Raw genomic sequence first — 21,364 nt, 5'->3', positions numbered from 1 at the left:
ATGGGCTGAATTCTCGCGTGTCGTGATTGTCGTGATCGTCATCGTCGTTGTGATCGTCACAGTCCTATGAGTTTTCGTTCTCGTCGCGGGTCCAGGCCGGATACACCGACTTGTCATCGCCGCGGAATCCGGTGTCGATCTCGGTGCCCGAGGGCAACTCCCAGCGAATCACCAGGACGCCGTCCTTGGTCATCACCTTCCCCGCCAGTCCCCGTTCGGTTCGGATGGCGCGGATCGAGTCCTGCGGAATCCAGATGGGCGTCTCACCGCTACGCCGCAACAGGATGCCTTCGGTGTAACGGCTCAGTTCCGACTCTGCCCGGTGCCCGAGGTCACCGACCGCGATGCGGTCCTGCCAACTCGGGGCGAGAGTGCTGCCGACGTATAAACCGGTGCTCGGGGCGATCAGTTCGCTGCCGAGATCGTCGGGCAGCGTAGGCAGCTCGCCGACAACGTCGGCCTGTCGTCGGGCGCGACCGCGCCAGCCCTTCCACATGAGCAGGACCAGCACCACCCACAGTGCAGCGAAACCCAGAGTCAGCAGAATGCGGTCCATCAGAGCACTCCTTCGCCGCCGTGACGCGGGAACACCGCACCGTCACGGGCAGTGATGCGCCCGCGCAGCACAGTGGCCGTCACCTTGCCCGGCAACGTCATCGCTTCGTAGGGAGTGTTGTGCGAGATGCTCGCCAGATCGGGCCCGCTGACGGTCCACTCGGTGTCAGGGTCGACGAGCACCACGGTGGCAGGTTCACCGACTTCGAGCGGCCGGCCCTGATCGTCGAGACCGACGATCTGCGCGGGTCGCTCGCTCATCACCTTCGCGACACCGCGCCAGTCGAGAAGGCCCGAGCGCACCATCGTCTCGATCACGATCGACAGGGCCGTCTCCAGCCCCAGCATGCCCGGGCGGGCCTGGGAGAACTCACAGCACTTGTCCTGGTCGGCGTGCGGGGCATGATCGGTGGCCACACAGTCGATGATTCCTGCGGCCAGACCGCGACGGAGCGCTTCCACATCGGAGCGTTCACGCAGCGGCGGGTTGACCTTGTTCACTGCGTCGTAGGTCTCGAGCCTCGAGTCGTCGAGCAGCAGGTGGTGTGGGGTGACCTCGGCGCTGATCGAGATACCCTGCCCGCGAGCCCATTCGACGAGCGCGACCGTGCCCGCTGTGGAAGCGTGGCAGATGTGCACGCGCGCCCCGGCGTCGCGAGCGAGCAGCGCGTCGCGCGCGACAATCGATTCCTCGGCTGCGCGCGGCCAGCCTGTCAGGCCGAGTCGCGCGGCGGTAGGTCCTTCGTGCGCGACCGCACCGACCGTCAGCCGCGGCTCTTCTGCGTGCTGCGCGATGAGCACTCCGAGCGAGCCCGAGTATTCGAGCGCACGCCGCATGATCAGGGGGTCGTAGACGCATTTGCCGTCGTCGGAGAACATCTTGACCTGACCGATGCCCGCGGCCATGGTGCCCATCTCGGCGAGCTGCTTGCCCTCGAGCCCCACGGTCACGGCCCCCACCGGGTGCACGTCGACGAGGCCGCATTCCTGGCCGCGGCGCCACACGTGGTCGGTGATGACCACCGAGTCGGCAACCGGGTCGGTATTGGCCATGGCGAAGACAGCGGTGTAACCGCCGAGCGCGGCTGCGGCCGAGCCCGTCTCGATCGTCTCGGTGTCCTCACGACCGGGTTCACGCAAGTGTGTGTGCAGATCCACGAACCCGGGCAGCAGGATCTGTCCGGTTCCGTCGAGGACGGTCGCGCCGGCGGGCGCTGCGACGGCGGTGCCGATCTCGAGGATCTGTTCGTCGCCGAGCAGGACGTCGACCGGATCCCCTTCGCCGTAGAGCCGGACGTTGCGGATGAGCACCTGCGGCGTCACCGGGGTATCTCCTGTTCCTGAAGGGTGGGTCATGACAGCTCCCCTTCCGCGCCGACGAGCAGCCGGAAGAGCACCGCCATACGAACGTGCACACCGTTGGTGACCTGCTGGAGGACGGCGGTCTGCGGTGCATCGGCGACCGGGAATCCGATCTCCATGCCGCGCAGCATGGGGCCTGGGTGCAGCACCACGGCGTGCTCGGGCAGCATCGCGGCACGTCGGGCGTTGAGTCCGTAGCGGATCGAGTACTCGCGTGCGGACGGAAAGAACCCGCCGTTCATGCGTTCGGCCTGCACGCGCAGCATCATGACCGCGTCGAGTGCCGGCAGTTCGGCGTCGAGCGAGTCCGCGACGGTCACCGGCCACGTTTCGACCCCGACCGGCAGCAGCGTGCGCGGGGCGACGAGCACGACCTCCGCACCGAGCATGCTCAACAGCAGCGCATTCGATCGGGCGACGCGGCTGTGCAGGACGTCGCCGACGATCGCGACGCGGCGGCCCTCGACCGAGCCGAGCCGCTGACGGATCGTCAGAGCGTCGAGCAGCGCCTGGGTGGGGTGTTCGTGGGTGCCGTCACCGGCATTGATCACTGCCGGACCCGATCCGGATTCGTTGGTCCACTCCGCAATGCGGTGCGCAGCACCGGATGCGGGATGCCGGACGATCAGGGCGTCCGCGCCGGCAGCGTGCAGTGTCAAGGCGGTGTCGCGCAGCGACTCGCCCTTTGCCACCGACGAACTCGATGCGGACACGTTGATCACGTCCGCGCTCATCCATTTTCCGGCGACCTCGAAGGAGACGCGCGTACGGGTGGAATTCTCGAAGAACACGGTCATGACGGTGCGGCCCCGCAGCGTAGGCAGTTTGCGGACCTCACGGCCGAGCAGTGCCTGTTCGAAGCGTTCGGCGTCGTCGAGAAGCTCGGTCGCGGAGTCCCGGGTCAGGTCCGCGATGGAAAGCAGGTGCTTCACGAGGTCTTGCCTCCCGAGATTTCCACGGCATCGCGGCCGTCCTGTTCGTCGAGCAGCACGCGGACGTCTTCGGTGCGCGCGGTCGGGACGTTCTTCCCGACGTAGTCGGCGCGCAGCGGCAGTTCACGATGTCCGCGGTCGACGAGGACAGCCAGCTGCACGGCGTCGGGCCGACCGAGGTCGCGTAACGCATCGAGGGCAGCGCGCACCGAACGTCCGGAGAAGAGCACGTCGTCGACGAGGACGACGAGAGTGTGGTCGACGCCGCCTTCGGGCACAGAAGTGCGTTCGAGGGGACGGTGCGGTTTGGTGCGCAGGTCGTCGCGGTAGAGGGTGATGTCGAGTGATCCCACGGGGACACGCACACCGGAGAAGTCTTCGATACGGTCTGCGAGGCGGTGTGCCAGTGTGATGCCCCGGGTCGGGATCCCGAGCAGGACGACGCGGGGTGCGCGGTCGTCGGAGGCATCCAGTGCGGTCTTCTCGATGATCTGATGCGCGATGCGCGCGATGGTCCGGCTGACATCAGCGGCGGACAACAGTTCGCGGGCCTGCGCGGACACGTCGGGTGTCGACTCGGGTGAAGCTGTGGACCTGTCCTCGGACATGGCCATGCAGCGACCTCCTTCTCCGCCTCACTGGACGGGTCGTTAAAGGATGCCTGACGGTCAATCAGCCTATCAGCGGCCCGGCAGCACCCGGCCCCGGTTCCCGGGTGAAGCTCAACACAGCCACTGCAGCAACGTCGGCCGCCGACACATGAGGAAAACGTGTGAGCGGGCCCGCCAGAAGACCCGGACGAACCCGCTCACACGGAACAGCTGAGGAGGCCCGTCAGGACCGGTCGACGCCTGTCGAGTCCCCGCCGGAGCCCGCTTCCTCGGTGGCCGGACGGGCCGACGTGGCCGCAGCCGCCGCACGCACCTGGTCCGCGAGGGTCACGATCTGGCCGAGCACACCGTTGATGAAGGCCGGCGAGTCGTCGGTCGAGAGCTGCTTGGCCAGCTCGACGGCCTCGTCGACGGCTACTACCGGCGGCACATCCGCGGTGTGGAACAGCTCCCAGACCGACAACCGCAGGATCGCGCGATCCACGGCAGGCAGACGATCGAGAGTCCACTCGTGCAGATGATCGGCAATCGTGCGGTCGATCTCGTCGAGGTGCTCGGCGACCCCGCGAATGATTGTCTGCGCATATGGCGGCACCGGCGCAACCTGGTCGTCGCGGACTGCGAGCGCGACCCGATCGGCCGCGAGGTCGACGGGGTGAGTGTCGCGGGCTTCCGCCTCGAACAAAAGGTCGACGGCGCGTTTACGCGCCTTGTGACGAGCCCCGAGTTTCTTCTGGGTACCGGACACTCAGGAGTTCACTCGTCCCAGGTAGTTCCCGTCGCGGGAGTCGACCTTGAGCTTGTCACCGGTGTTGATGAACAACGGGACCTGGATCTCGGCGCCGGTCTCGAGAGTCGCGGGCTTGGTGCCGCCGGTGGAGCGGTCACCCTGCAGGCCGGGATCGGTGTGCTTCACGACGAGCTCGATCGTGACGGGAAGCTCGACGAACAACGGCAGATCCTCGTGTGTCGCCACCTGGACGGGCATGTTCTCGAGCAGGAACTTCGCGGCATCGCCGAGCAGTTCGGGCGTAATCGAGATCTGGTCGTAGGTCTCGCCGTCCATGAAGACGTAATCGGTGCCATCGTTGTACAGGTAGGTCATGTCGCGGCGGTCGACCGTGGCGGTCTCGACCTTGACACCGGCGTTCCACGTCTTGTCGACAGTCTTGCCCGACGTCACATTCTTGAGCTTCGTGCGCACGAATGCGGGGCCCTTGCCCGGCTTGACATGCTGGAACTCGATGATCTGCCAGAGCTGGCCTTCGATCTTCAGAACGAGACCGTTCTTGAAATCACTGGTGTCAGCCACTTATTTCGCGTCTCCTAGAGTCGGGGGGACCGCCCTTACACGACGGTCAATGTCTTGGCGGTGAGCGTCAACAGCTCCGGAGACTGCTCGCGCACCACGAGCGTGTCCTCGATCCGCACGCCTCCGCGCCCCGGGAAGTACACACCCGGCTCGACGGTCACCGCCGCACCGGCGACAAGTGTACCGGTCGCGGCGGCACCGATTCCCGGCGCTTCATGGATCTCGAGGCCGACACCGTGCCCGAGACCGTGCAGGAACAACTGCGCGTGGCCGGCCGCGGCAATGACCGAGCGGGCCGCCGCGTCCACAGCAGCACACTCGATACCCGGTGCGAGAGCTTCGCGACCTGCGCGTTGGGCCCGCAGGACCACGTCGTAGACATCCCGCTGCCAGTCGGCCGCACGGTCGAGGATGTAGGTGCGGGTCATGTCGGAGTGATACCCGCCCACCTGCGCGCCGAAGTCGAATTTGACGAAGTCTCCGGACGCGAGGATCGCACCGGTCGGGCGATGGTGCGGTACCGCAGAATTGGCGCCGGCCGCGACGATCGTCTCGAATGAGATGCCGTCGGCTCCGTGCTCGAGCATGCGCCATTCGAGGTCGCGCGCGACCTCCTTCTCGGTGCGGCCGGGCCGCAAGCCCCCGGCGTCGATCAGATCGGCAAGCGCCCGATCCGCGGCACCGCACGCCTGCCGGAGCAGGTCGATCTCGTGTTCGTCCTTGATCATGCGCAGCTGCTCGACGAGGCGGGGCGCGGCAACGAAGGAGACGGCAGCGTCGAGGCCATCCCATTCGGCACGGTCGTCGACGGTCACGATATGGCTTTCGAAACCCCAGGACCGGTTCGGTCCCCGCCCTGCGGCACCCACCAGGTGGACTGCCGACGCGCGGGCGATCTCGGCGCGCAGATCGGGGACCTGTTCGGCCACCTGGGACAGGTAGCGTCCGTCGGTGCAGATCAGGGTACGAGACTCGTCGGCGTCCTCATCGGTCGACACGAGCAGGGCTGCGTTGGATCCGGTGAATCCGGTCAAATACCGGATATTGAGCAGATCGGTGACCAGCATGGCGTCGAGGCCACGTTCGGCCAGGAGGCCGCGCAGCGCCGCGCGGCGGGAAACATGATCGGCAGACATGGTGGTCAACCTACCGCGCAGAGGGAATGTGGGCCCTGCCACACTTCTGCTGCGGCAGGCGTTACCCTCGGGTACATGAACTCCTGGTTACTTCGCGGGCTCGGGCTCGCCGTGGTCCACGTCGTCGTGCGTGTCCTGCTCGGTGCCGCACTGATCCAGTGGCCCCTGCAGGGTTCGGTCCTGCGGTGGGCCGGACTGGTCGTGGTCATTCTTGCGGCGGTGGCATGGGCCGGTCTCGACGGGATTCGCGACCGTCGCGCTCACCCGGACCCGGACGACGGCGACGATCTGACGATGCGGTGGCTCGCCGCAGGCGCGGTCACCGGCCTCGCCGGCGGCTTCGTCACCTGGCTGGTCGACACCATCACCGCGATTCCGGTGGGGGTGAAGTCGCTGTTCTTCGAACTGACTTCCGGTGCCGCATTCACCGTGCTGCTGGTGTTCCTCCCGGCGATGGTCGCGGTCGGAGTCGGACGGTACCTGGTCCGGCACGACAAGCCGGCAGACGACGACTGGTCCGAACATTCGAACCGTCCGGAGCGCGAGCACGCGATGGCCGCACAGGGTGCCTCCACGGCAGATTCGACCCGCGATACCGCCGCGACGGAAGCCTGGCGCAATGAGGAGGCACCGACAGAGGTGTTCCCGGCGGTCGACCCGGGCCGCAACCGCGACTCCTGATGCACCAACCCTTCCCTGAACAACCCTATCGTTCCCCATTGATCCGCGTGATGCGGAACGATAGGGTTGTTTCATGCCTGACGTGCTGTATTCGGTGGATCAAGTGGCGGAGCGCCTAGGACTACATGTGCGCACCGTCCGCAACTACGTGCGCGAGGGAAAACTCCCAGCGGTGCGCATCGGCAAGCAGTATCGAATCGCCCGCGAAGATCTCGAGGCGTTCACCGGCCGCTCCGCTCCACCACCGCTCCGCGAGCGCACCGTGACCGAGCGGCACAGTGAAGTGTCGAGCATCGTCGAGATCGATGCCGTCGACCCCCACACCGCCTATCGTCTCAGCACGCTCCTCACAGCGTCGGTGGCCCAGCGCGACGACGGCCCGGCATTGCGCCTCGACACGGTCTACGACGAACAGCGCAGGCGCATGAAGGTCGTCATTCTCGGAGGCCTCGCCGACACCGCACGCCTGCTCGAATCCGTCGAGGCGGTGCTCGACTCGTGAGTACCATCTACCGATCCGAAGCCGGTGGACGCCGGATCATGCAGCGCTACCGCGAACAACTCAGCGCGTGGCCCGTACCCGCCGAGCACCTGCGCCTCGACACGCGACAAGGCGAAACCTTCGCCCTCGCATCCGGTCACCTCGATGCACCACCCGTGCTGTTGTTGCACGGATCCGGTGCGAATTCGTCGACATGGCGGGAAGATATTGCGTCCTGGTCCAGGAGTTTCCGTGTGTTCGCGGTCGACATGGTCGGCGAGCCCGGCCTGAGTGCCCCGTCCCGCCCCCGCCTCGACACCGAGGATGTCTCTCTGTGGCTCGACGATGTCCTCGACGGACTCGGCCTCGCCGCAACCGCGCTGATAGGAATGTCGCTCGGCGGGTGGAGCGCGCTCGACTACACCCTCCGCCGACCGGAGCGGGTCGCCCGGCTGGCACTGCTGTGCCCGGGCGGAATCGGACGGCAAACCACCGGACGCGTGGCGCTGACCGCAGCGCTGAGTCTGTTCGGGCAATCGGGTCGACGCCGGTCCGCTGCGCGGATGACCGGACTCGACCCGAACGATCCCGTCGTCGACGAGATCCTCGCCACCTTCTCGACCTTCCGGCCCCGCACCGAGCGACTCCCGATTTTCGACGACGCTGCGCTGGCCGGCATCCGTGTACCGGTGCTCGCCCTCGTCGGCGACCGCGACCTCATGTTCGACTCCGCCGACACCGCGACACGACTCGAACGCGCCCTGCCCACCGCACGCGTACACGTCCTGTCCGGTGTCGGACACGCGATCCTCGGCCAGACCGACACGATTCTCGAATTCCTGCAGGAGCCCTGACCGCGCTCAGTTTCGCACTTGCCCGTAGTCAGTACAGCCAGAACCGCTGACCGAGGAGAGACCATGTCCGAAATGCTCGACCTGTCCCCTGCCGCGGACCGGATGGCCGATGTCCTCGAGAACATCGACGACGATCACCTGGATCGGCCTACTCCATGCGACGGAATGCCGGTCCGGGTTCTCGTCGACCACGTGCTGGGCCTGTCCCTCGCGTTCGAGGCCGCCGCACGTAAGGATTTCGGTGCTCTTACCGACAGCACGCCGTCGCCCGGCACGGACGAGCTCCCCACCGACTGGCGGGCACTCGGTCGCGAGCGTCTCGACGCGCTCCGGCAGGCATGGCGGGACCCTGCCGCGTGGTCGGGCCCCACCCGAGCCGGCGGCCTCGACCTACCCGGCTACATCGCGGGACTCGTCGCACTCGACGAACTCGTCGTACACGGCTGGGATCTCGCCGTCGCCACGGGCCGCTCGTACTCGTGCACGCCGTTCGAGATCGCCGCGTGCACAGCCTTCGCCGAGTCGATCACCGACGAGCAGCGCGACGCCGGTGGCCTGTTCGGTCCTGCGGTACCTGTTGCGGATCGCGCCTCGGATCTCGATCGGTTGATCGGACTCACCGGCCGCGACCCGGCGTGGTCGCCTGACGGAAGCTGACGAACTACAGCAGAACTGTGCCTGCGTCGGCCGTGCCCTGCCGAGCCACCTCGGAATAGGCGGCGGCCAGCAGCGACGGATCCGGACCCTCGAGCCGACCCGGCTTCGCAAGTCCGTCGAGCACCACGAACCGCAGCAGGCCTGCGCGGTTCTTCTTGTCGGTCTGCATGCCCGCAAGCAGATCACCGAACGCATCCGACGCATACGTCGTGGGCAGACCCACCGATTCGAGGATTACGCGGTGCCGCTCGGCAGTAGCGTCGTCGAGACGCCCCGCGAGCCTGCCCAACTCCGCGGCGAACACCAGACCGACCGACACCGCCGCGCCATGGCGCCACTTGTACCGCTCGCGTCGTTCGATGGCGTGACCGAGTGTGTGGCCATAGTTGAGAATCTCGCGCAGACTCGATTCCTTGAGATCTGCCGCCACAACCTTCGCTTTGACCTCGACCGACCGTCGAATCAACTCGGGCAGGACGGCCCCGGCCGGGTCGAGTGCGACCTCCGGATTCTCCTCGATCAATTCGAGGATCACCGGATCGGCGATGAATCCGGTCTTGATGACCTCGGCCAGCCCCGCGATGATCTCATTGCGCGGTACCGTCTCGAGGGTCGCGAGGTCGACGAACACCGCCGACGGCTCGTGGAACGACCCCACAAGATTCTTGCCCGCCTCGGTGTTGATGCCGGTCTTACCGCCCACAGCCGCATCGACCATGGCGAGCAGCGTCGTCGGAATGTGGTAAACCCTCACACCGCGCATCCAGGTTGCGGCCACGAAACCCGCGAGGTCGGTGGCGGCGCCACCGCCGAGGCCGACGATCGCATCCGAACGCGTGAGGCCGATTTTTCCGAGCACCTCCCAGCAGAAACCGGCAACGGCGAGTTCCTTGCCGTCCTCGGCATCCGGGATCTCGATGCGATGCGCGTCGATCCCTGTCTCCGCAAGCGCTTCCCGCACCGCTTCCGCGGTGGCGGCCAACGTCGGCTGATGGAAGATCGCGACAGTGCGAGTGCCCGCGAGGGTCTCGACGACATCGCCGAGCAGTCCACGTCCGATGACAACCGGGTAAGGCTGGGAGGTTTCGACGTCGATGCGTACCGGTTCGGTCACGGTGTGCTGCTCCGATTCTCTTCGCTGGTCATGATGTTCGAGTTCTCCTGCGCCGAATCGAGTTTGGCGAGCACCTGCTGGACGACGCGACCTGGGCTGCGGCCATCGGTGCGCACCCGGATCGTCGCCGACTTCCGGTAGAGCGGCCGCCGCCTCCGCATCAGATCGCGGTACTTCTGCGCAGGATCCCCGCCGTTGAGCAGAGGCCGGGTGGTGTTCGTCCCGGTCCGGCGCAAGCCTTCCGCGACACTGAGTTCGAGGTAGACCACCGTGTGTCCTGCCAGCAGCTCACGGGTCCGATCCGACAGGATCGCCCCCCCACCGAGTGACACCACCCCGTCGTGCGAGGCAAGAGCCGATGCGACGACCTGCTCCTCGATCCGGCGGAACTCCGGTTCTCCGTCCTCGGTGAAGATCTCGGGAATCGTCCGTCCCGTAACGCGCTCGATCTCGACATCGGTGTCGAGCAACGGCACATCGAGCGCCTGGGCGACCCGTCGCCCGATGGTGGATTTCCCGGCCCCCGGGGGTCCGATCAGGACTGCACGCGGCACCATGGCTGTCACCGCGGCGGGCGCGCCGCGATCCCCTTCACGTAATGGTCGACGTTGCTCACTGTCTCGGCAAGCGAGTCGCCACCGAACTTCTCGAGCGCTGCCTGGGCGACGACGAGTGCCACCATCGCTTCGGCTACCACACCCGCTGCCGGCACCGCGCACACGTCCGAGCGCTGGTGGATCGCGACGGCTTCTTCACCTGTGCTCATGTCGATCGTGGACAACGCACGCGGCACCGTCGAGATCGGCTTCATCGCCGCACGAACGCGCAGCGCCTCACCGTTGGTCATGCCACCTTCGAGACCACCGGCGCGGTTCGTCGATCGGACCACCCCATCCGGCCCCGGCACCATCTCGTCGTGGGCAGCGCTGCCGCGGCGACGCGCGGTTTCGAAGCCGTCACCGACTTCGACGCCCTTGATCGCTTGAATACCCATCAAGGCAGCGGCGAGGCGTGCATCGAGACGCTCGGCGCCACTGACGAACGAGCCGAGACCCACCGGCAGACCATGCACCACGACCTCGACAACACCGCCGAGAGTGTCGCCGTCGCGCTTGGCTGCCTCGATCTCGTTGATCATCGACTCTTCCGCCGCCTTGTCGAAGGCGCGAACGGGACTCGCGTCGATCGCCCCGAGGTCTGCAGCCGACGGCCCCGGGCCCACATACGGATCAGAGGCTCCGATCGAGATGACGTGCGAGACGACTTCGGCCCCGAACACCTGGCGCAGGAAGTTGCGGGCCACTGTTCCGGCGGCGACGCGCGCCGCGGTCTCACGCGCGCTCGCGCGTTCGAGCACTGGGCGTGCGTCGTCGAATCCGTACTTGAGCATGCCCGAATAGTCGGCGTGACCGGGGCGGGGACGGGTCAGCGGGGCGTTGCGCGCCTGCCCGGCGAGCAGTTCCGGGTCGACCGGATCGGCAGCCATGATGGTCTCCCACTTGGGCCACTCGGTGTTGCCGATCTCAACGGCGACGGGGCCACCGAGTGTGCGTCCGTGCCGGACACCTCCGATGATGGTGACCTTGTCGGCCTCGAACTTCATGCGCGCGCCACGTCCGTAACCGAGTCGTCGCCGCGCAAGCTGCTCCGAGATGTCGTTCGATGTCACCTCGACACCAGCAACCATGCCCTCGAGCATCGCGACGAGGGCGGGACCATGGGATTCTCCGGCAGTTATCCAGCGCAGCACGCGTCCATCCTTCCATGGTCACCGGGCGAGCTGTGACGCCACCCTGTTGACGTCCTCCCGGCCGAGAACAACCGGGATTCCTACCGCAGCGCTACACGCCACCTCGGTGGGTTCCTGTTTCATCGAGCCACGCTCCCCGCTAAGCAGGAAGACCTACCATCTCTCCACAGGCGTTTCGCCCCTCCGCCCGTCCAGCGGCGAGGATATTTCGTGCTGCATTGACATCGCGATCGTGGACCACACCACACCCCCGACAGGTCCACTCCCGCACCGACAACGGCTTCGATCCGTCGACCCGCCCGCACGCCGAGCACAGCTGCGACGACGGAAACCACCGATCCACCTTCACCAACACCCGCCCATACCGGGCGGCCTTCTCCTCCAACAACCGGGTGAACATGCCCCACCCGGCATCGTGCACCGACTTCGCCAACCGCGTCCGTGCCACACCCTTCACGCACAGATCCTCGACGAACACCACTTGATTCTCGCGGACGATCATCGTGGAGTGTGTGTGCGCCCACTCGCTGCGGGCATCGGCCACCCTCGCGTGAGCTCTGACGACCTCGAGGCGGGCCTTTGCCCGGTTCTTGCTGCCCTTCTCCTTGCGAGACAGATTCTGCTGCGCCCTGCGGAGTCTGCGTTCGGCGCGTCGGAAGAACCTCGGGGACTCGATGACCTTCCCGTCCGAGAGCACCGCGACCGTGGCGAGCCCGAGGTCGATCCCCACCTCGGTGTCGCACTCCGAGAGCGGCTCGTCGGTGGTCTCCACCACGAACGACACGAAATAGCGGCCCGCCGCATCCTTGATGATCGACACACTCGACGGTTCCGACGGCAACTCCCCTGACCAGGCGACTTTCAGCTCGCCCACCTTCGCGATATACAGCCTCTGGTTGCCTCGGATACCGAACCCGTTCCGGGTCAGCCGGATCGACTGCCGAGTGCCCTTGCGAGACCGGAACCGCGGAGCCCCCACCCTGCGACCCTTGCGCTTCCCGGACAGCGACTCGAACCAATTCCGATACGCGCGACGCGCGTCCTGACAGGCTTGGACCAACACCACCGACGCCACCTCGGACAGCCACACCCGCTGCGGAGTCTTCTTCGCCTCGGTGACCACCCGTTTCTGCACGGCGGTGTCCGAGATCTTCACCCCGGCCGCATACGCGTCCTGCCGGGCGCGCAACGCATCGTTGAACACCACCCGCGCGCATCCGAACGACCGGGCCAGCATGTCCTGCTGGCCAGGCGTCGGGTAGACGCGGTACTGGTATCTGAGTTGCACGCCCGCACCGTACAAGCGACCACCGACACACACCGCTCGAGGGATCGGCTGTCCCGGCCGTGAACGACCGGACTTGCGCCGAAGACAGTGCGGTCAACCGGCGGACAGCACTGCCAGCATCGTCGCGACACACATCGACGGACCGTGCGGCACCACCGTCGACCCGGACGATCGCTCACCCGACGAGACCCGGCCGAGACGCCGGCACAGAAGGACAACCGACCCGACGACGGCGGTCAGCAACGGCGGGAGCAGCAGCGCGATCATCCAGGCCTGCGCTCCGGCGACCCCCGCGGCGGCGCCTAATCCGATCGCGAGTTTGACATCGCCGGCCCCCAACGAGCGTGGGGACAGCAGATGTGCGGTGAGCATCACCCCGGTCAGCAGGGCCGCGCCGACGACCGCGGCGCGTCCGTGTCCCGCACAGGCCCCGATCGACACGACCGCCAGTCCCCCACCGAGGGTGAGCACGTTGGGAAGCCGTCGCACCAGCAGATCGACCCCACTGCAGCTCACGCACCACCACATCAACAATGCGAGCGCAGCCGCCGCAGGCCACGTCGCCGCGGTGGCGAGGGCGCCGCCGGTGGCGCACGCGATCTCGCATGCGCCGCGCCACGGCTCGGCTCCGGACAGTCGCGTCGTGAGCGTCCGCACACTCACGCCCACCACCGCTCCGATCAGCGCCATCACCACCGCTCCGAGGAACGGGATTACGGGAGTCACGACGGTGGGGATCACGCGTCACAGCATCGCCCGACCACGAAGGCCATGGGAGACGCCGGCACCGGAATCGCCCGATCTGTGGATCGATGTGCCTCCTGTGGACAACTCGGCGTGTAAGCATGGGCAGGTCGGTCGTCCGGGGTAGGAGGGAGCGTCACTGATGCAGGTGGCAGAGCTACTCGAGCACGTGGGCTCCGCGATCGATGTCGTCGGGGTCGCATGCATCGTTCTCGGCGCGGCAGTGTCCACGTGGATCGCGCTGGATTCGTGGCGACGCCGGACCGGCGCGAAGATCTACGAGCCGTACCGCCGAAATCTCGGTCGGTCGATCCTGCTCGGACTCGAGTTCCTGGTCGCGGCCGACATCATCAAGACCGTCGCGGTGACGCCCACGTTCACTTCGGTCGGCGTGCTCGCGATCATCGTACTCATCCGGACCTTCCTGAGCTGGTCTCTTCAACTCGAGATCGAAGGTCGATGGCCGTGGCAGAAAGAAACGGACCCCGCCGCTACCGCGGGCTGAGCGCATTCCGATGTCGGCGGTTCGCCACAGCTGATGGATGCGCGGACAACCGGTCTCGGAAATCTTTCCGATTCGCTAGGAGAGCCCGAGGGCCGCGGCCATCGCTTCCTTCGGCGCGGGACGACCCGTGAACTGTTCCACCTGACCGAATGCCTGATGCAGCAGCATCGACAGGCCGGACACGACGACACTGCCGCGCGAGCGCGCGGCCGCACCGAGCGGAGTCGGCCACGGGTCGTAGATCGCGTCGAGAATGAACGGCGCCCGCGCCAGCACATCGGCGTATGACGCTGCCGCCGCGGCGGGCACCGTCGAGACCAGTGCGCCTGACGCCGCACACACCTCACCGAGCGCCGGATCGTCGAACGACACCCACCGCGGCGTGACCCCCACGGACTCGGCGCAGTCGAAGGTTTCGGCTGCACGCTGCTCCGAGCGCGCCACGATGGTCACCTCGCGGACACCCAGGTCTGCGAGGCCGGCGATAGCGGGACGGGAGGTGCCGCCGTTACCGACTACCACAGCGGAACGGCCCGTCAGATCGGTCACTCCGATGGTTCCGAGCGCACCACTGACACCGTCGATATCGGTGCAGTCGGCGCGCCAGCCACCGTCGGTGCGGACAAGCGTATTCGCCGAACCGATCACGATGGCACGCTCCGTGCGTTCCGTCGCGAGTTCGAGTGCGGCGAACTTACCCGGCATGGTGACGGACAGACCGACCCATTCGTCACCGAGTCCGGACACGAGGTCCGGTAGCTGCTCAGCTGTGCATTCGATGCGCTCATAGGTCCAGTCGACAAGTCCGAGCGCCCGATATGCGGCGAGGTGCAGCAGCGGAGACTTCGAATGCCCGATCGGGCTGCCGAGTACGGCCGCCTTCCGGACCGTGTTCGTGTTGTCATCTGCCACTGTCGAGAATTCCGCTTTCGAGAGCCAACTGGGTATTGACGAGGTGTTCCTCATAGGTGTCGGCGAACAGGGTGGTTCCCTGGTCGTCGATCGTGACGAAGTAGGTCCACTCGCCCGGTTCCGGGTTCTCCACGGCCTGCAAGGCACCGATGCTCGGCGACGAAATCGGGGTAGCAGGCAGACCTACGCTCGCATAGGTGTTCCACGGCGTCACGCGTGCACGGTCCGCATCGGTGGTCGCGAGTTCGGTCTCATCGAGCGCATAGTTGACCGTCGAGTCGAACTGCAGCATCTGGTCGATCTCGAGGCGGTTGAGGATCACCCGTGCGACCCGCGCGAAATCGTCGGGCATGGCTTCACGCTCGACCAGGGACGCGGCGACGAGCAATTCGTACGGGGTCAGGCCCACCTTCGGCGCAGCGGCAGAGATTCCCGTCTCGTCGTATCGTGCGGCGCTGCCGGTCACGAGTGTCCGCAATACCTCTCCGGGCTCGGCCGAAGGGTCGAAATCCCAGCTACCCGCAGCGATGAGGCCTTCGAGCTGACGCTCACGATCCGGCACCTGCGCAACGGCGTCGCGCGCCCATGCCGGGACCCCGAGCGCGTCCAGATCGGCGCTGGCGCCGGCTGCGACGAGTTCCTCGTAGGTCAGGCATTGTGTGACACCGGCATCGTCGTAGCAGCTTGCTTCTGCGATGAGGGTGTAGATGCCCTTGCGAACGGCGCCGGTGTTGACGTCTCGGATGTCGTGAAGCTGGCGGCCTTCCGAGATCACGAGCGCGCCCACCCGGCTCTCCGGGGAGACGAAGGCGGTGACTGCGTCGACACCGGAGATATTGGTGGGGATTGCATAGAAGCCGGGGTGCACAGCGTTCATACCTGCGTTCTGCACCGCAGCGTTGTAGAACGCGCCCGCACTGGCGGTCACGCCTTTGTCAGCGACTTCACTGCTGATCTCCGTCGCGGTTTCGCCCGCATGGACCTGCACGATGGCGACCGGCCCGGGAGGACCGGCGAAATCGGGCGGCAACCCCGGGCCCATGAATCGGTCGTAGGCGAAGTAGCCCCCTCCCACCACCACGATGAGAAGCAGCACAGCGGCCAGGGAGCCGACTACCTTACCTCGCCTGCGACGCTTTGCCGATGCGCTGGACTCGGCGCGCTGCTCCGTCGTGGCGCCGACGACGGCCGGGGCTGCGCGCTCGTCGTCCCACGAATCGGCATCCATGTCGTCGTGGACAGGTATTGCGGCGATGGTCTCGGTCCGATCGAATACACCGGGCTCGTCGTACTCTGCGCCGTCGTAATAATCGTCTTCTCGACGTTGGGCGTATGAGTAGCCACCGACGTACTCGTCGTCGTGACGAGCCCCTCCGCGTTCGTCCTCGAACCCCGCTTGTCGGTGCGGCGGGGGGCCGTCGAACACGCCCTCATCGAAATGCAGGATGTTGGTCGGATCGTCGTCCGGGTGCCGACCGTCAGCGGGTCGGTTCTGGCCGTATTCTTCGCGCCGCGGCGCCGGGTCGGGGCCAGGCGGGGTGTAGCGACCTGCGGTGTCGTAGGTTCCGGCGTAGGGGTCGCTGAACATACCGCCATGCCGAGTATCGGGAGTGTCGTCGCCGTACCGTCCGTCCCGGCTCACCGGCCGCTCCCCTGGTCCCCGTCTGCCACGTTCAATGCTGCACTCCGCTCGTCCAACCAACCTTGCAAGATGGCGACGGCCGCGGCCTGGTCGATCACGGGCCGCGCGCCGCGCGCGCTGACTCCACTGTCGCGAAGCGCACGCGCCGCAGTGACCGTGGTGAAGCGTTCATCGGCCATCCGAACGGGAACCTCGGGAATCTCCCGACGAAGTCGACGTGCGAACGAACTCGCCAGCTTCGCGGCCTTCCCCGGCTCGCCGCGCAGGGTCTGCGGCAGCCCGACGATAACCTCAACCGCCTCGTATTCCATAACAATCTGGACAATGCGCCGGATATCGGGCGCGTCGGGGCCGCGCTCCTTGGACCTCGGCACAGTCTCGACCGGGGTGGCGAGGATACAGTCGGGGTCGCATGACGCCACTCCGATCCGCACACTGCCGACATCGATGGCGATACGACGGCCCCGGCCCGGATCATCCGAACCGGGACGATCAGGGCCGGGTAGCTCGGCCACGATCAGCCGGCCAGCTCGCGCGCTCGGCCACGGAACGCGTCGAGCGCCGCATCGATACCCGATGCGTCCGAGCCCTGGCCCTGGGCCATGTCGGGTTTTCCGCCCCCGCGACCACCGATCGCCGGGCCGAAGCTCGACACGAGGTCGCCGGCTTTGATGCCCTTGTCCCGCGCAGCGTCGTTGGTTGCCACGACGAACGGCACCTTGCCATCGGCGCTGCCGAGCAGCAGCACCACGGCCGGGTCGCTGCCGAGCCGCCCGCGGATGTCCGACACCAGGGTGCGCAGGGCAGCGCCGGATACACCTTCCGGTGCTCGGCCCGCGACGACGAGCACATCACCGATGCGTTCCGCTTTGTCGGCGAACGAACCTGCTGCCGCGGCCACGTTCGCGGCACGGGTCTTCTCGAGTTCCTTCTCGGCGACCTTGAGTCGTTCGAGAAGCGACTCGACTCGTCCAGGAACCTCTTCGGAGGGCACCTTGAGGGTCGACGACAGGCCCGCGAGCAACGCGCGTTCCTTCGCCAGGTGCCGGTAGGAGTCGAGGCCGACGTAGGCCTCCACCCGGCGCACGCCCGAGCCGACGGACTGTTCTCCAAGCAGTGTGACCGTGCCGACGTGCGACGAGTGCTGCACGTGCGTGCCGCCGCACAGTTCCATCGAGAACGGCCCGCCCATCTCCACGACACGCACTTCGTCGCCGTAATTCTCACCGAAAAGCGCCATCGCGCCCATCTTCTTGGCCTTGTCCAGATCGGTGACGAACGTGTTGACCGGGTAGTTCGCAGCGACAGCCTCGTTGGTGACGGTTTCGATGTCCTGCTTCTGCTGTTCGGACAGCGCTCCCGGCCACGAGAAGTCGAAACGCAGGTATCCGGGCTTGTTGAGCGAACCGGCCTGCACGGCGTTCGGGCCGAGGACCTCCCGCAGCGCCGCGTGCACCAGGTGGGTGCCCGAGTGCCCCTGCGTGGCACCCTTACGCCATTCCGGATCGACCTGAACGAGAACAGCGTCGCCTTCGACGACCTGACCCTCGAGCACTTTGACCTTGTGCACCCACAACTGCTTGGCGATCTTCTGCACGTCGTTGACCTTCACGCGCAGACCGGTTGCGGTGATGGTGCCCACATCGGCGATCTGACCGCCGGATTCGGCATACAGCGGGCTGCGGTCCAGGATCAGTTCGACGTCCTGGCCGGCGCTCGCGGCGTGCAGGCGCTCACCTCCGGTGATGACGGCCAGAACGTGCGCCTCCGACACGAGTTCGTTGAAGCCGGTGAACTCGGTGGGGCCGCGGTCGAGCAGTTCCTTGTAGATCGTCAGGTCGGCGTGAGCGTGCTTGCGCGCGCGGGCATCGTCCTTCGCGCGCTGCCGTTGCTCGGCCATGAGCGACCGGAAGCCGTCCTCGTCGACGGTGAGTCCTGCTTCGGACGCCATCTCGAGGGTCAGGTCGATCGGGAACCCGTAGGTGTCGTGCAATGCGAAGGCCTCGGAACCGCCGAGCACGGTCTTGCCCTGCGCCTTCACCGACTCGACGGCACCTTCGAACAGTTTGCTGCCGGTACCGAGGGTCTTGAGGAACGCCGTCTCCTCGCCGACAGCCACGGTCTCGATGCGCGCGAAGTCGGTGGCCAACTCGGGGTACGACGGGGCCATCGTGTCGCGGACGACAGCCATGAACTCGGCCATCGTGGGCTGCTCGGCGCCGAGCAGACGAGCCGATCGGACGATGCGGCGCAGCAGTCGGCGCAGAACGTAGCCGCGGCCGTCGTTGCCGGGGTTGACGCCGTCGACGATGAGCATCGCAGCGGTGCGCGCGTGGTCGGCGATCACACGGAATCGCACGTCGGAACTGTGGTCGGCGCCGTAACGGCTTCCGGTCAGTTCCTGAGCCTTGTCGATGACCGGCCGCAACAGGTCCGTCTCGTAGACGTTCTCGACACCTTGCAGCAGGAAGGCAACACGCTCGACGCCCATACCCGTATCGATGTTCTTCTTCGGCAGCGGGCCGAGGATCTCGAAGTCTTCCTTGCTGGAGCCCTCGCCACGCTCGTTCTGCATGAACACGAGGTTCCAGATCTCGATGTAGCGGTCCTCGTCGGCCTCCGGGCCGCCTTCGACGCCGTAGTCGGGCCCGCGATCGTAGAAGATCTCCGAGCACGGGCCGCACGGGCCGGGGATACCCATCGACCAGTAGTTGTCCTTCATGCCGCGACGCTGAATCCGTTCGGCCGGGACACCGATCTTGTCGTGCCAGATCGAGTACGCTTCATCGTCGTCGAGGTAGACCGTGGCCCAGAGCTTTTCCGGATCGATGCCGTATCCGCCCTCGCCGACGGAATCGGTGAGCAGCGACCACGCGTGTGTGATGGCGTCTTCCTTGAAGTAGTCGCCGAACGAGAAGTTGCCGGCCATCTGGAAAAAGGTGTTGTGCCGGGTGGTGATCCCCACCTCCTCGATATCGAGGGTGCGCACACACTTCTGCACCGAAGTGGCCCGCGAGTAGGGCGGGGTCTGCTGCCCGAGGAAGAACGGCACGAAGGGGACCATGCCTGCGTTGACGAACAGCAGGTTCGGATCGGCCAGGATCAGCGAGGCACTCGGCACTTCGGTGTGGCCTGCCTTCACGAAGTGGTCGAGAAAGCGCCTGCGGATCTCGTGGGTCTGCACGTCGATGGTCCTTTGTGGTCTGACGGTGGCGGAGCTGCCCGGCATGGGGCGGACGATCCAGTCGATCGGCCGCCTTTCAGCTTATCGCGCCCTCGCGAACGGATTATCAGGACCGCGGCGGCTACCGCGGTCCGCGTACGATCCGACGCAACTTCGGCACCCGGGACGACAGATCACGCTCGACTCCGCGGCCCGTCGGCTCGTAGTAGTCGACGCCCACGAGCTCGTCGGGCGGGTACTGCTGTGAGAGGACACCGTCCGGGTGGTCGTGCGGATACCGGTACCCGATGGCGTTCCCGAGCTTCTGCGCGCCCTGGTAGTGACCGTCACGCAGGTGATTCGGCACGGGTCCGGCCTTCCCTGCCTTCACATCGCCGATGGCAGCGAACAGCGCGGCGGTCACCGATCCGGACTTCGGTGCGGTGGCGATGTGGATGGTGGCCTGCGCGAGGGCGAGCTGAGCCTCCGGCATACCGACCTGCTGGACCACCTGTGCCGCGGCGACCGCCGCCTGGAGCGCGGTGGGGTCGGCCATACCGACCTCCTCGCTGGCCTGGATCATCAGGCGCCGGGCGATGAACCTCGGGTCCTCCCCAGCCACGATCATCCGCGCGAGATAGTGCAATGCGGCATCGACGTCGGAGCCGCGCAGTGACTTGATGAAGGCACTGGCGACGTCGTAGTGCTGGTCACCGTCGCGGTCGTACCGGACCGCGGCCTTGTCGATGCTGGATTCGACGGTCGGCAGGTCGATGACTGCGTCGGTGTCACCCGCGCGGTCGAGCGCCGTTTCGGCGGAGGCTTCCAACGCCGTCAGGGCGCGGCGAGCATCGCCGCCCGCGAGCCGGACGAGGTGATCGAGCGCCTCGTCGGTGATCGCGACCGTCCCTGCGAGCCCCCGCGGGTCCGTGCGGGCCCGTTCGAGCAACGCCCGGATGTCGTCCGGGCCGAGGGGCTGCAATTGGAGTACCAGCGACCGCGACAGCAGAGGTGCGACGACGGAGAAGGACGGATTCTCGGTCGTGGCCGCCACCAGCAGGACGATCCGGTTCTCCACCGCGGCGAGCAGTGCGTCCTGCTGGGTTTTGGAGAACCGGTGGACCTCGTCGATGAACAGCACCGTCTGCTCGCCATGGGTGAGCCGACGGCGAGCGAGGTCGATCACGGCGCGGACGTCCTTCACACCTGCGGACAGCGCGGACAACGCTTCGAAGCGTCGACCCGTGGCACCGGAGATGAGCGACGCAAGGGTGGTCTTGCCGGTTCCCGGAGGCCCGTAGAGGACGACGGAAGCGGCACCTGACCCCTCGACGAGTCGCCGCAGCGGCGCGCCCGGCTCTAGCAGGTGCTGCTGCCCGAGGACCTCGTCGAGGTTCGCCGGGCGCATCCGTGCCGCCAGCGGTGCGTTCGGCCCGGTCGGGCCGACCGGGGTACGCCGGATCGACGGTTCGGGATCCGGCTCCGATTCGCGCGGCGCTTCGAACAAGGCGTCCGGTTCGGCCGACGGGTCGTTCGCCCCGAAGAGATCACTCACGCCGACGACGCTACAAGCGCCACCGCCCTTCGAGCGAATGTGCGGTCGATCTCCTCACAGCGAGCGAGTATGCCGTGCACTCGGATATCGGTTCCCGGACGACGAACGCT

The 21,364-nt window shown here is 66.7% G+C and carries 22 protein-coding genes; 5 read left to right on the top strand and 17 right to left on the bottom strand.

The genetic code is table 11. From position 1 onward, the window contains the following. Positions 1-64 precede the first annotated feature (64 nt). The 7 genes from ACSYG9_RS22465 to ACSYG9_RS22435 form a co-directional block, all read right to left on the bottom strand. The gene (locus ACSYG9_RS22465; RefSeq protein ID WP_440124560.1) at positions 65-556 is read right to left on the bottom strand and encodes a PH-like domain-containing protein; all 492 of its coding nucleotides are present in this window, start codon (positions 554-556) and stop codon (positions 65-67) included. Beyond that, positions 556-1,911 carry a dihydroorotase gene (locus tag ACSYG9_RS22460; RefSeq protein ID WP_454839990.1) on the bottom strand — a complete coding sequence of 452 codons (1,356 nt, stop codon included), beginning with the start codon at positions 1,909-1,911 and terminating at the stop codon, positions 556-558. The genes ACSYG9_RS22465 and ACSYG9_RS22460 overlap by 1 nt, the downstream gene beginning before the upstream one ends. Continuing rightward, a complete protein-coding gene (locus ACSYG9_RS22455; RefSeq protein ID WP_440124558.1) occupies positions 1,908-2,849 on the bottom strand; it encodes an aspartate carbamoyltransferase catalytic subunit in 942 nt (313 codons plus the stop codon). Before ACSYG9_RS22455 ends, ACSYG9_RS22460 begins: the two co-directional genes overlap by 4 nt. Continuing rightward, positions 2,846-3,463, bottom strand: a complete 618-nt coding sequence (gene pyrR / locus ACSYG9_RS22450) for a bifunctional pyr operon transcriptional regulator/uracil phosphoribosyltransferase PyrR (RefSeq protein WP_440124557.1) — start codon at positions 3,461-3,463, stop codon at positions 2,846-2,848. Before pyrR ends, ACSYG9_RS22455 begins: the two co-directional genes overlap by 4 nt. Positions 3,464-3,683: 220 nt before the next feature. Continuing rightward, a complete protein-coding gene (gene nusB, locus ACSYG9_RS22445) occupies positions 3,684-4,208 on the bottom strand; it encodes a transcription antitermination factor NusB (protein WP_454839988.1) in 525 nt (174 codons plus the stop codon). Next, a complete protein-coding gene (gene efp / locus ACSYG9_RS22440) occupies positions 4,209-4,772 on the bottom strand; it encodes an elongation factor P (protein ID WP_054807759.1) in 564 nt (187 codons plus the stop codon). It lies immediately after the preceding gene. 35 nt (positions 4,773-4,807) lie between these two features. Then, positions 4,808-5,908 carry a M24 family metallopeptidase gene (locus ACSYG9_RS22435; RefSeq protein WP_454839986.1) on the bottom strand — a complete coding sequence of 367 codons (1,101 nt, stop codon included), beginning with the start codon at positions 5,906-5,908 and terminating at the stop codon, positions 4,808-4,810. A gap of 75 nt (positions 5,909-5,983) precedes the next feature. On the opposite strand from ACSYG9_RS22435, the gene ACSYG9_RS22430 reads away from it, so the two are divergent. The 4 genes from ACSYG9_RS22430 (at position 5,984) to ACSYG9_RS22415 (ending at position 8,581) form a co-directional block, all read left to right on the top strand. After that, positions 5,984-6,589, top strand: coding sequence for a B-4DMT family transporter (locus ACSYG9_RS22430; RefSeq protein WP_454839984.1), 606 nt, complete (start codon positions 5,984-5,986; stop codon positions 6,587-6,589). A 73-nt stretch (positions 6,590-6,662) separates the two neighbouring features. Further along, positions 6,663-7,091: a helix-turn-helix domain-containing protein gene (locus ACSYG9_RS22425; protein WP_454839983.1), complete on the top strand. Its 429-nt coding sequence runs from the start codon at positions 6,663-6,665 to the stop codon at positions 7,089-7,091. Then, a complete protein-coding gene (locus ACSYG9_RS22420; protein ID WP_454839981.1) occupies positions 7,088-7,924 on the top strand; it encodes an alpha/beta fold hydrolase in 837 nt (278 codons plus the stop codon). The genes ACSYG9_RS22425 and ACSYG9_RS22420 overlap by 4 nt, the downstream gene beginning before the upstream one ends. A gap of 63 nt (positions 7,925-7,987) precedes the next feature. After that, on the top strand, positions 7,988-8,581 hold the full coding sequence (locus ACSYG9_RS22415; RefSeq protein WP_454839980.1) for a TIGR03086 family metal-binding protein: 594 nt from the start codon (positions 7,988-7,990) through the stop codon (positions 8,579-8,581). Positions 8,582-8,585: 4 nt separating this feature from the next. Here ACSYG9_RS22415 and aroB read toward each other — a convergent pair whose 3' ends face one another. The 5 genes from aroB to ACSYG9_RS22390 all read right to left on the bottom strand — a co-directional run bounded on the left by aroB (position 8,586) and on the right by ACSYG9_RS22390 (position 13,474). Next, a complete protein-coding gene (gene aroB / locus ACSYG9_RS22410) occupies positions 8,586-9,695 on the bottom strand; it encodes a 3-dehydroquinate synthase (RefSeq protein ID WP_440124550.1) in 1,110 nt (369 codons plus the stop codon). Further along, positions 9,692-10,252, bottom strand: coding sequence for a shikimate kinase (locus ACSYG9_RS22405; protein ID WP_440124549.1), 561 nt, complete (start codon positions 10,250-10,252; stop codon positions 9,692-9,694). The genes aroB and ACSYG9_RS22405 overlap by 4 nt, the downstream gene beginning before the upstream one ends. Positions 10,253-10,257: 5 nt before the next feature. Then, positions 10,258-11,445, bottom strand: a complete 1,188-nt coding sequence (aroC, locus tag ACSYG9_RS22400; RefSeq protein ID WP_440124548.1) for a chorismate synthase — start codon at positions 11,443-11,445, stop codon at positions 10,258-10,260. A 139-nt stretch (positions 11,446-11,584) separates the two neighbouring features. Then, positions 11,585-12,733 carry an RNA-guided endonuclease InsQ/TnpB family protein gene (locus tag ACSYG9_RS22395; RefSeq protein ID WP_454839977.1) on the bottom strand — a complete coding sequence of 383 codons (1,149 nt, stop codon included), beginning with the start codon at positions 12,731-12,733 and terminating at the stop codon, positions 11,585-11,587. A 93-nt stretch (positions 12,734-12,826) separates the two neighbouring features. After that, positions 12,827-13,474, bottom strand: coding sequence for a prepilin peptidase (locus tag ACSYG9_RS22390; protein WP_454839975.1), 648 nt, complete (start codon positions 13,472-13,474; stop codon positions 12,827-12,829). A 145-nt stretch (positions 13,475-13,619) separates the two neighbouring features. Between ACSYG9_RS22390 and ACSYG9_RS22385 the strand changes: the two genes are divergently transcribed. Next, complete coding sequence (locus ACSYG9_RS22385; RefSeq protein WP_454839973.1) at positions 13,620-13,982, top strand: DUF1622 domain-containing protein; 363 nt, start codon at positions 13,620-13,622, stop codon at positions 13,980-13,982. A 75-nt stretch (positions 13,983-14,057) separates the two neighbouring features. On the opposite strand, the gene ACSYG9_RS22380 is transcribed toward ACSYG9_RS22385, so the two are convergent. The 5 genes from ACSYG9_RS22380 to ACSYG9_RS22360 form a co-directional block, all read right to left on the bottom strand. Next, positions 14,058-14,894, bottom strand: coding sequence for a shikimate dehydrogenase (locus tag ACSYG9_RS22380; protein WP_454839971.1), 837 nt, complete (start codon positions 14,892-14,894; stop codon positions 14,058-14,060). Next, positions 14,884-16,536 (bottom strand): endolytic transglycosylase MltG, encoded by a 1,653-nt coding sequence (locus ACSYG9_RS22375; protein ID WP_454839969.1) that lies wholly within the window; start codon positions 16,534-16,536, stop codon positions 14,884-14,886. The genes ACSYG9_RS22380 and ACSYG9_RS22375 overlap by 11 nt, the downstream gene beginning before the upstream one ends. Further along, positions 16,533-17,054: a Holliday junction resolvase RuvX gene (ruvX, locus tag ACSYG9_RS22370; protein WP_440127767.1), complete on the bottom strand. Its 522-nt coding sequence runs from the start codon at positions 17,052-17,054 to the stop codon at positions 16,533-16,535. Before ruvX ends, ACSYG9_RS22375 begins: the two co-directional genes overlap by 4 nt. Beyond that, entirely contained in the window at positions 17,054-19,720 is a 2,667-nt protein-coding gene (gene alaS / locus ACSYG9_RS22365; RefSeq protein WP_454843022.1) for an alanine--tRNA ligase, read from the bottom strand. Before alaS ends, ruvX begins: the two co-directional genes overlap by 1 nt. Before the next feature lie 121 nt (positions 19,721-19,841). Further along, positions 19,842-21,254: an AAA family ATPase gene (locus ACSYG9_RS22360; protein WP_440124539.1), complete on the bottom strand. Its 1,413-nt coding sequence runs from the start codon at positions 21,252-21,254 to the stop codon at positions 19,842-19,844. Positions 21,255-21,364: the final 110 nt, after the last annotated feature.

The organism is Rhodococcus sp. SJ-2, from assembly GCF_053750035.1.
This window is presented reverse-complemented; position numbering and strand designations above follow the sequence as displayed.

Excerpts from the sequence above, each read along its gene's own strand:
- ACSYG9_RS22465 (WP_440124560.1), bottom strand. The coding sequence starts at position 556 with ATGGACCGCATTCTGCTGACTCTGGGTTTCGCTGCACTGTGGGTGGTG.
- ACSYG9_RS22460 (WP_454839990.1), bottom strand. The coding sequence starts at position 1,911 with ATGACCCACCCTTCAGGAACAGGAGATACCCCGGTGACGCCGCAGGTG.
- pyrR (WP_440124557.1), bottom strand. The coding sequence starts at position 3,463 with ATGGCCATGTCCGAGGACAGGTCCACAGCTTCACCCGAGTCGACACCC.
- ACSYG9_RS22435 (WP_454839986.1), bottom strand. The coding sequence starts at position 5,908 with ATGTCTGCCGATCATGTTTCCCGCCGCGCGGCGCTGCGCGGCCTCCTG.
- ACSYG9_RS22430 (WP_454839984.1), top strand. The coding sequence starts at position 5,984 with ATGAACTCCTGGTTACTTCGCGGGCTCGGGCTCGCCGTGGTCCACGTC.
- ACSYG9_RS22425 (WP_454839983.1), top strand. The coding sequence starts at position 6,663 with ATGCCTGACGTGCTGTATTCGGTGGATCAAGTGGCGGAGCGCCTAGGA.
- ACSYG9_RS22415 (WP_454839980.1), top strand. The coding sequence starts at position 7,988 with ATGTCCGAAATGCTCGACCTGTCCCCTGCCGCGGACCGGATGGCCGAT.
- ACSYG9_RS22405 (WP_440124549.1), bottom strand. The coding sequence starts at position 10,252 with ATGGTGCCGCGTGCAGTCCTGATCGGACCCCCGGGGGCCGGGAAATCC.
- ACSYG9_RS22385 (WP_454839973.1), top strand. The coding sequence starts at position 13,620 with ATGCAGGTGGCAGAGCTACTCGAGCACGTGGGCTCCGCGATCGATGTC.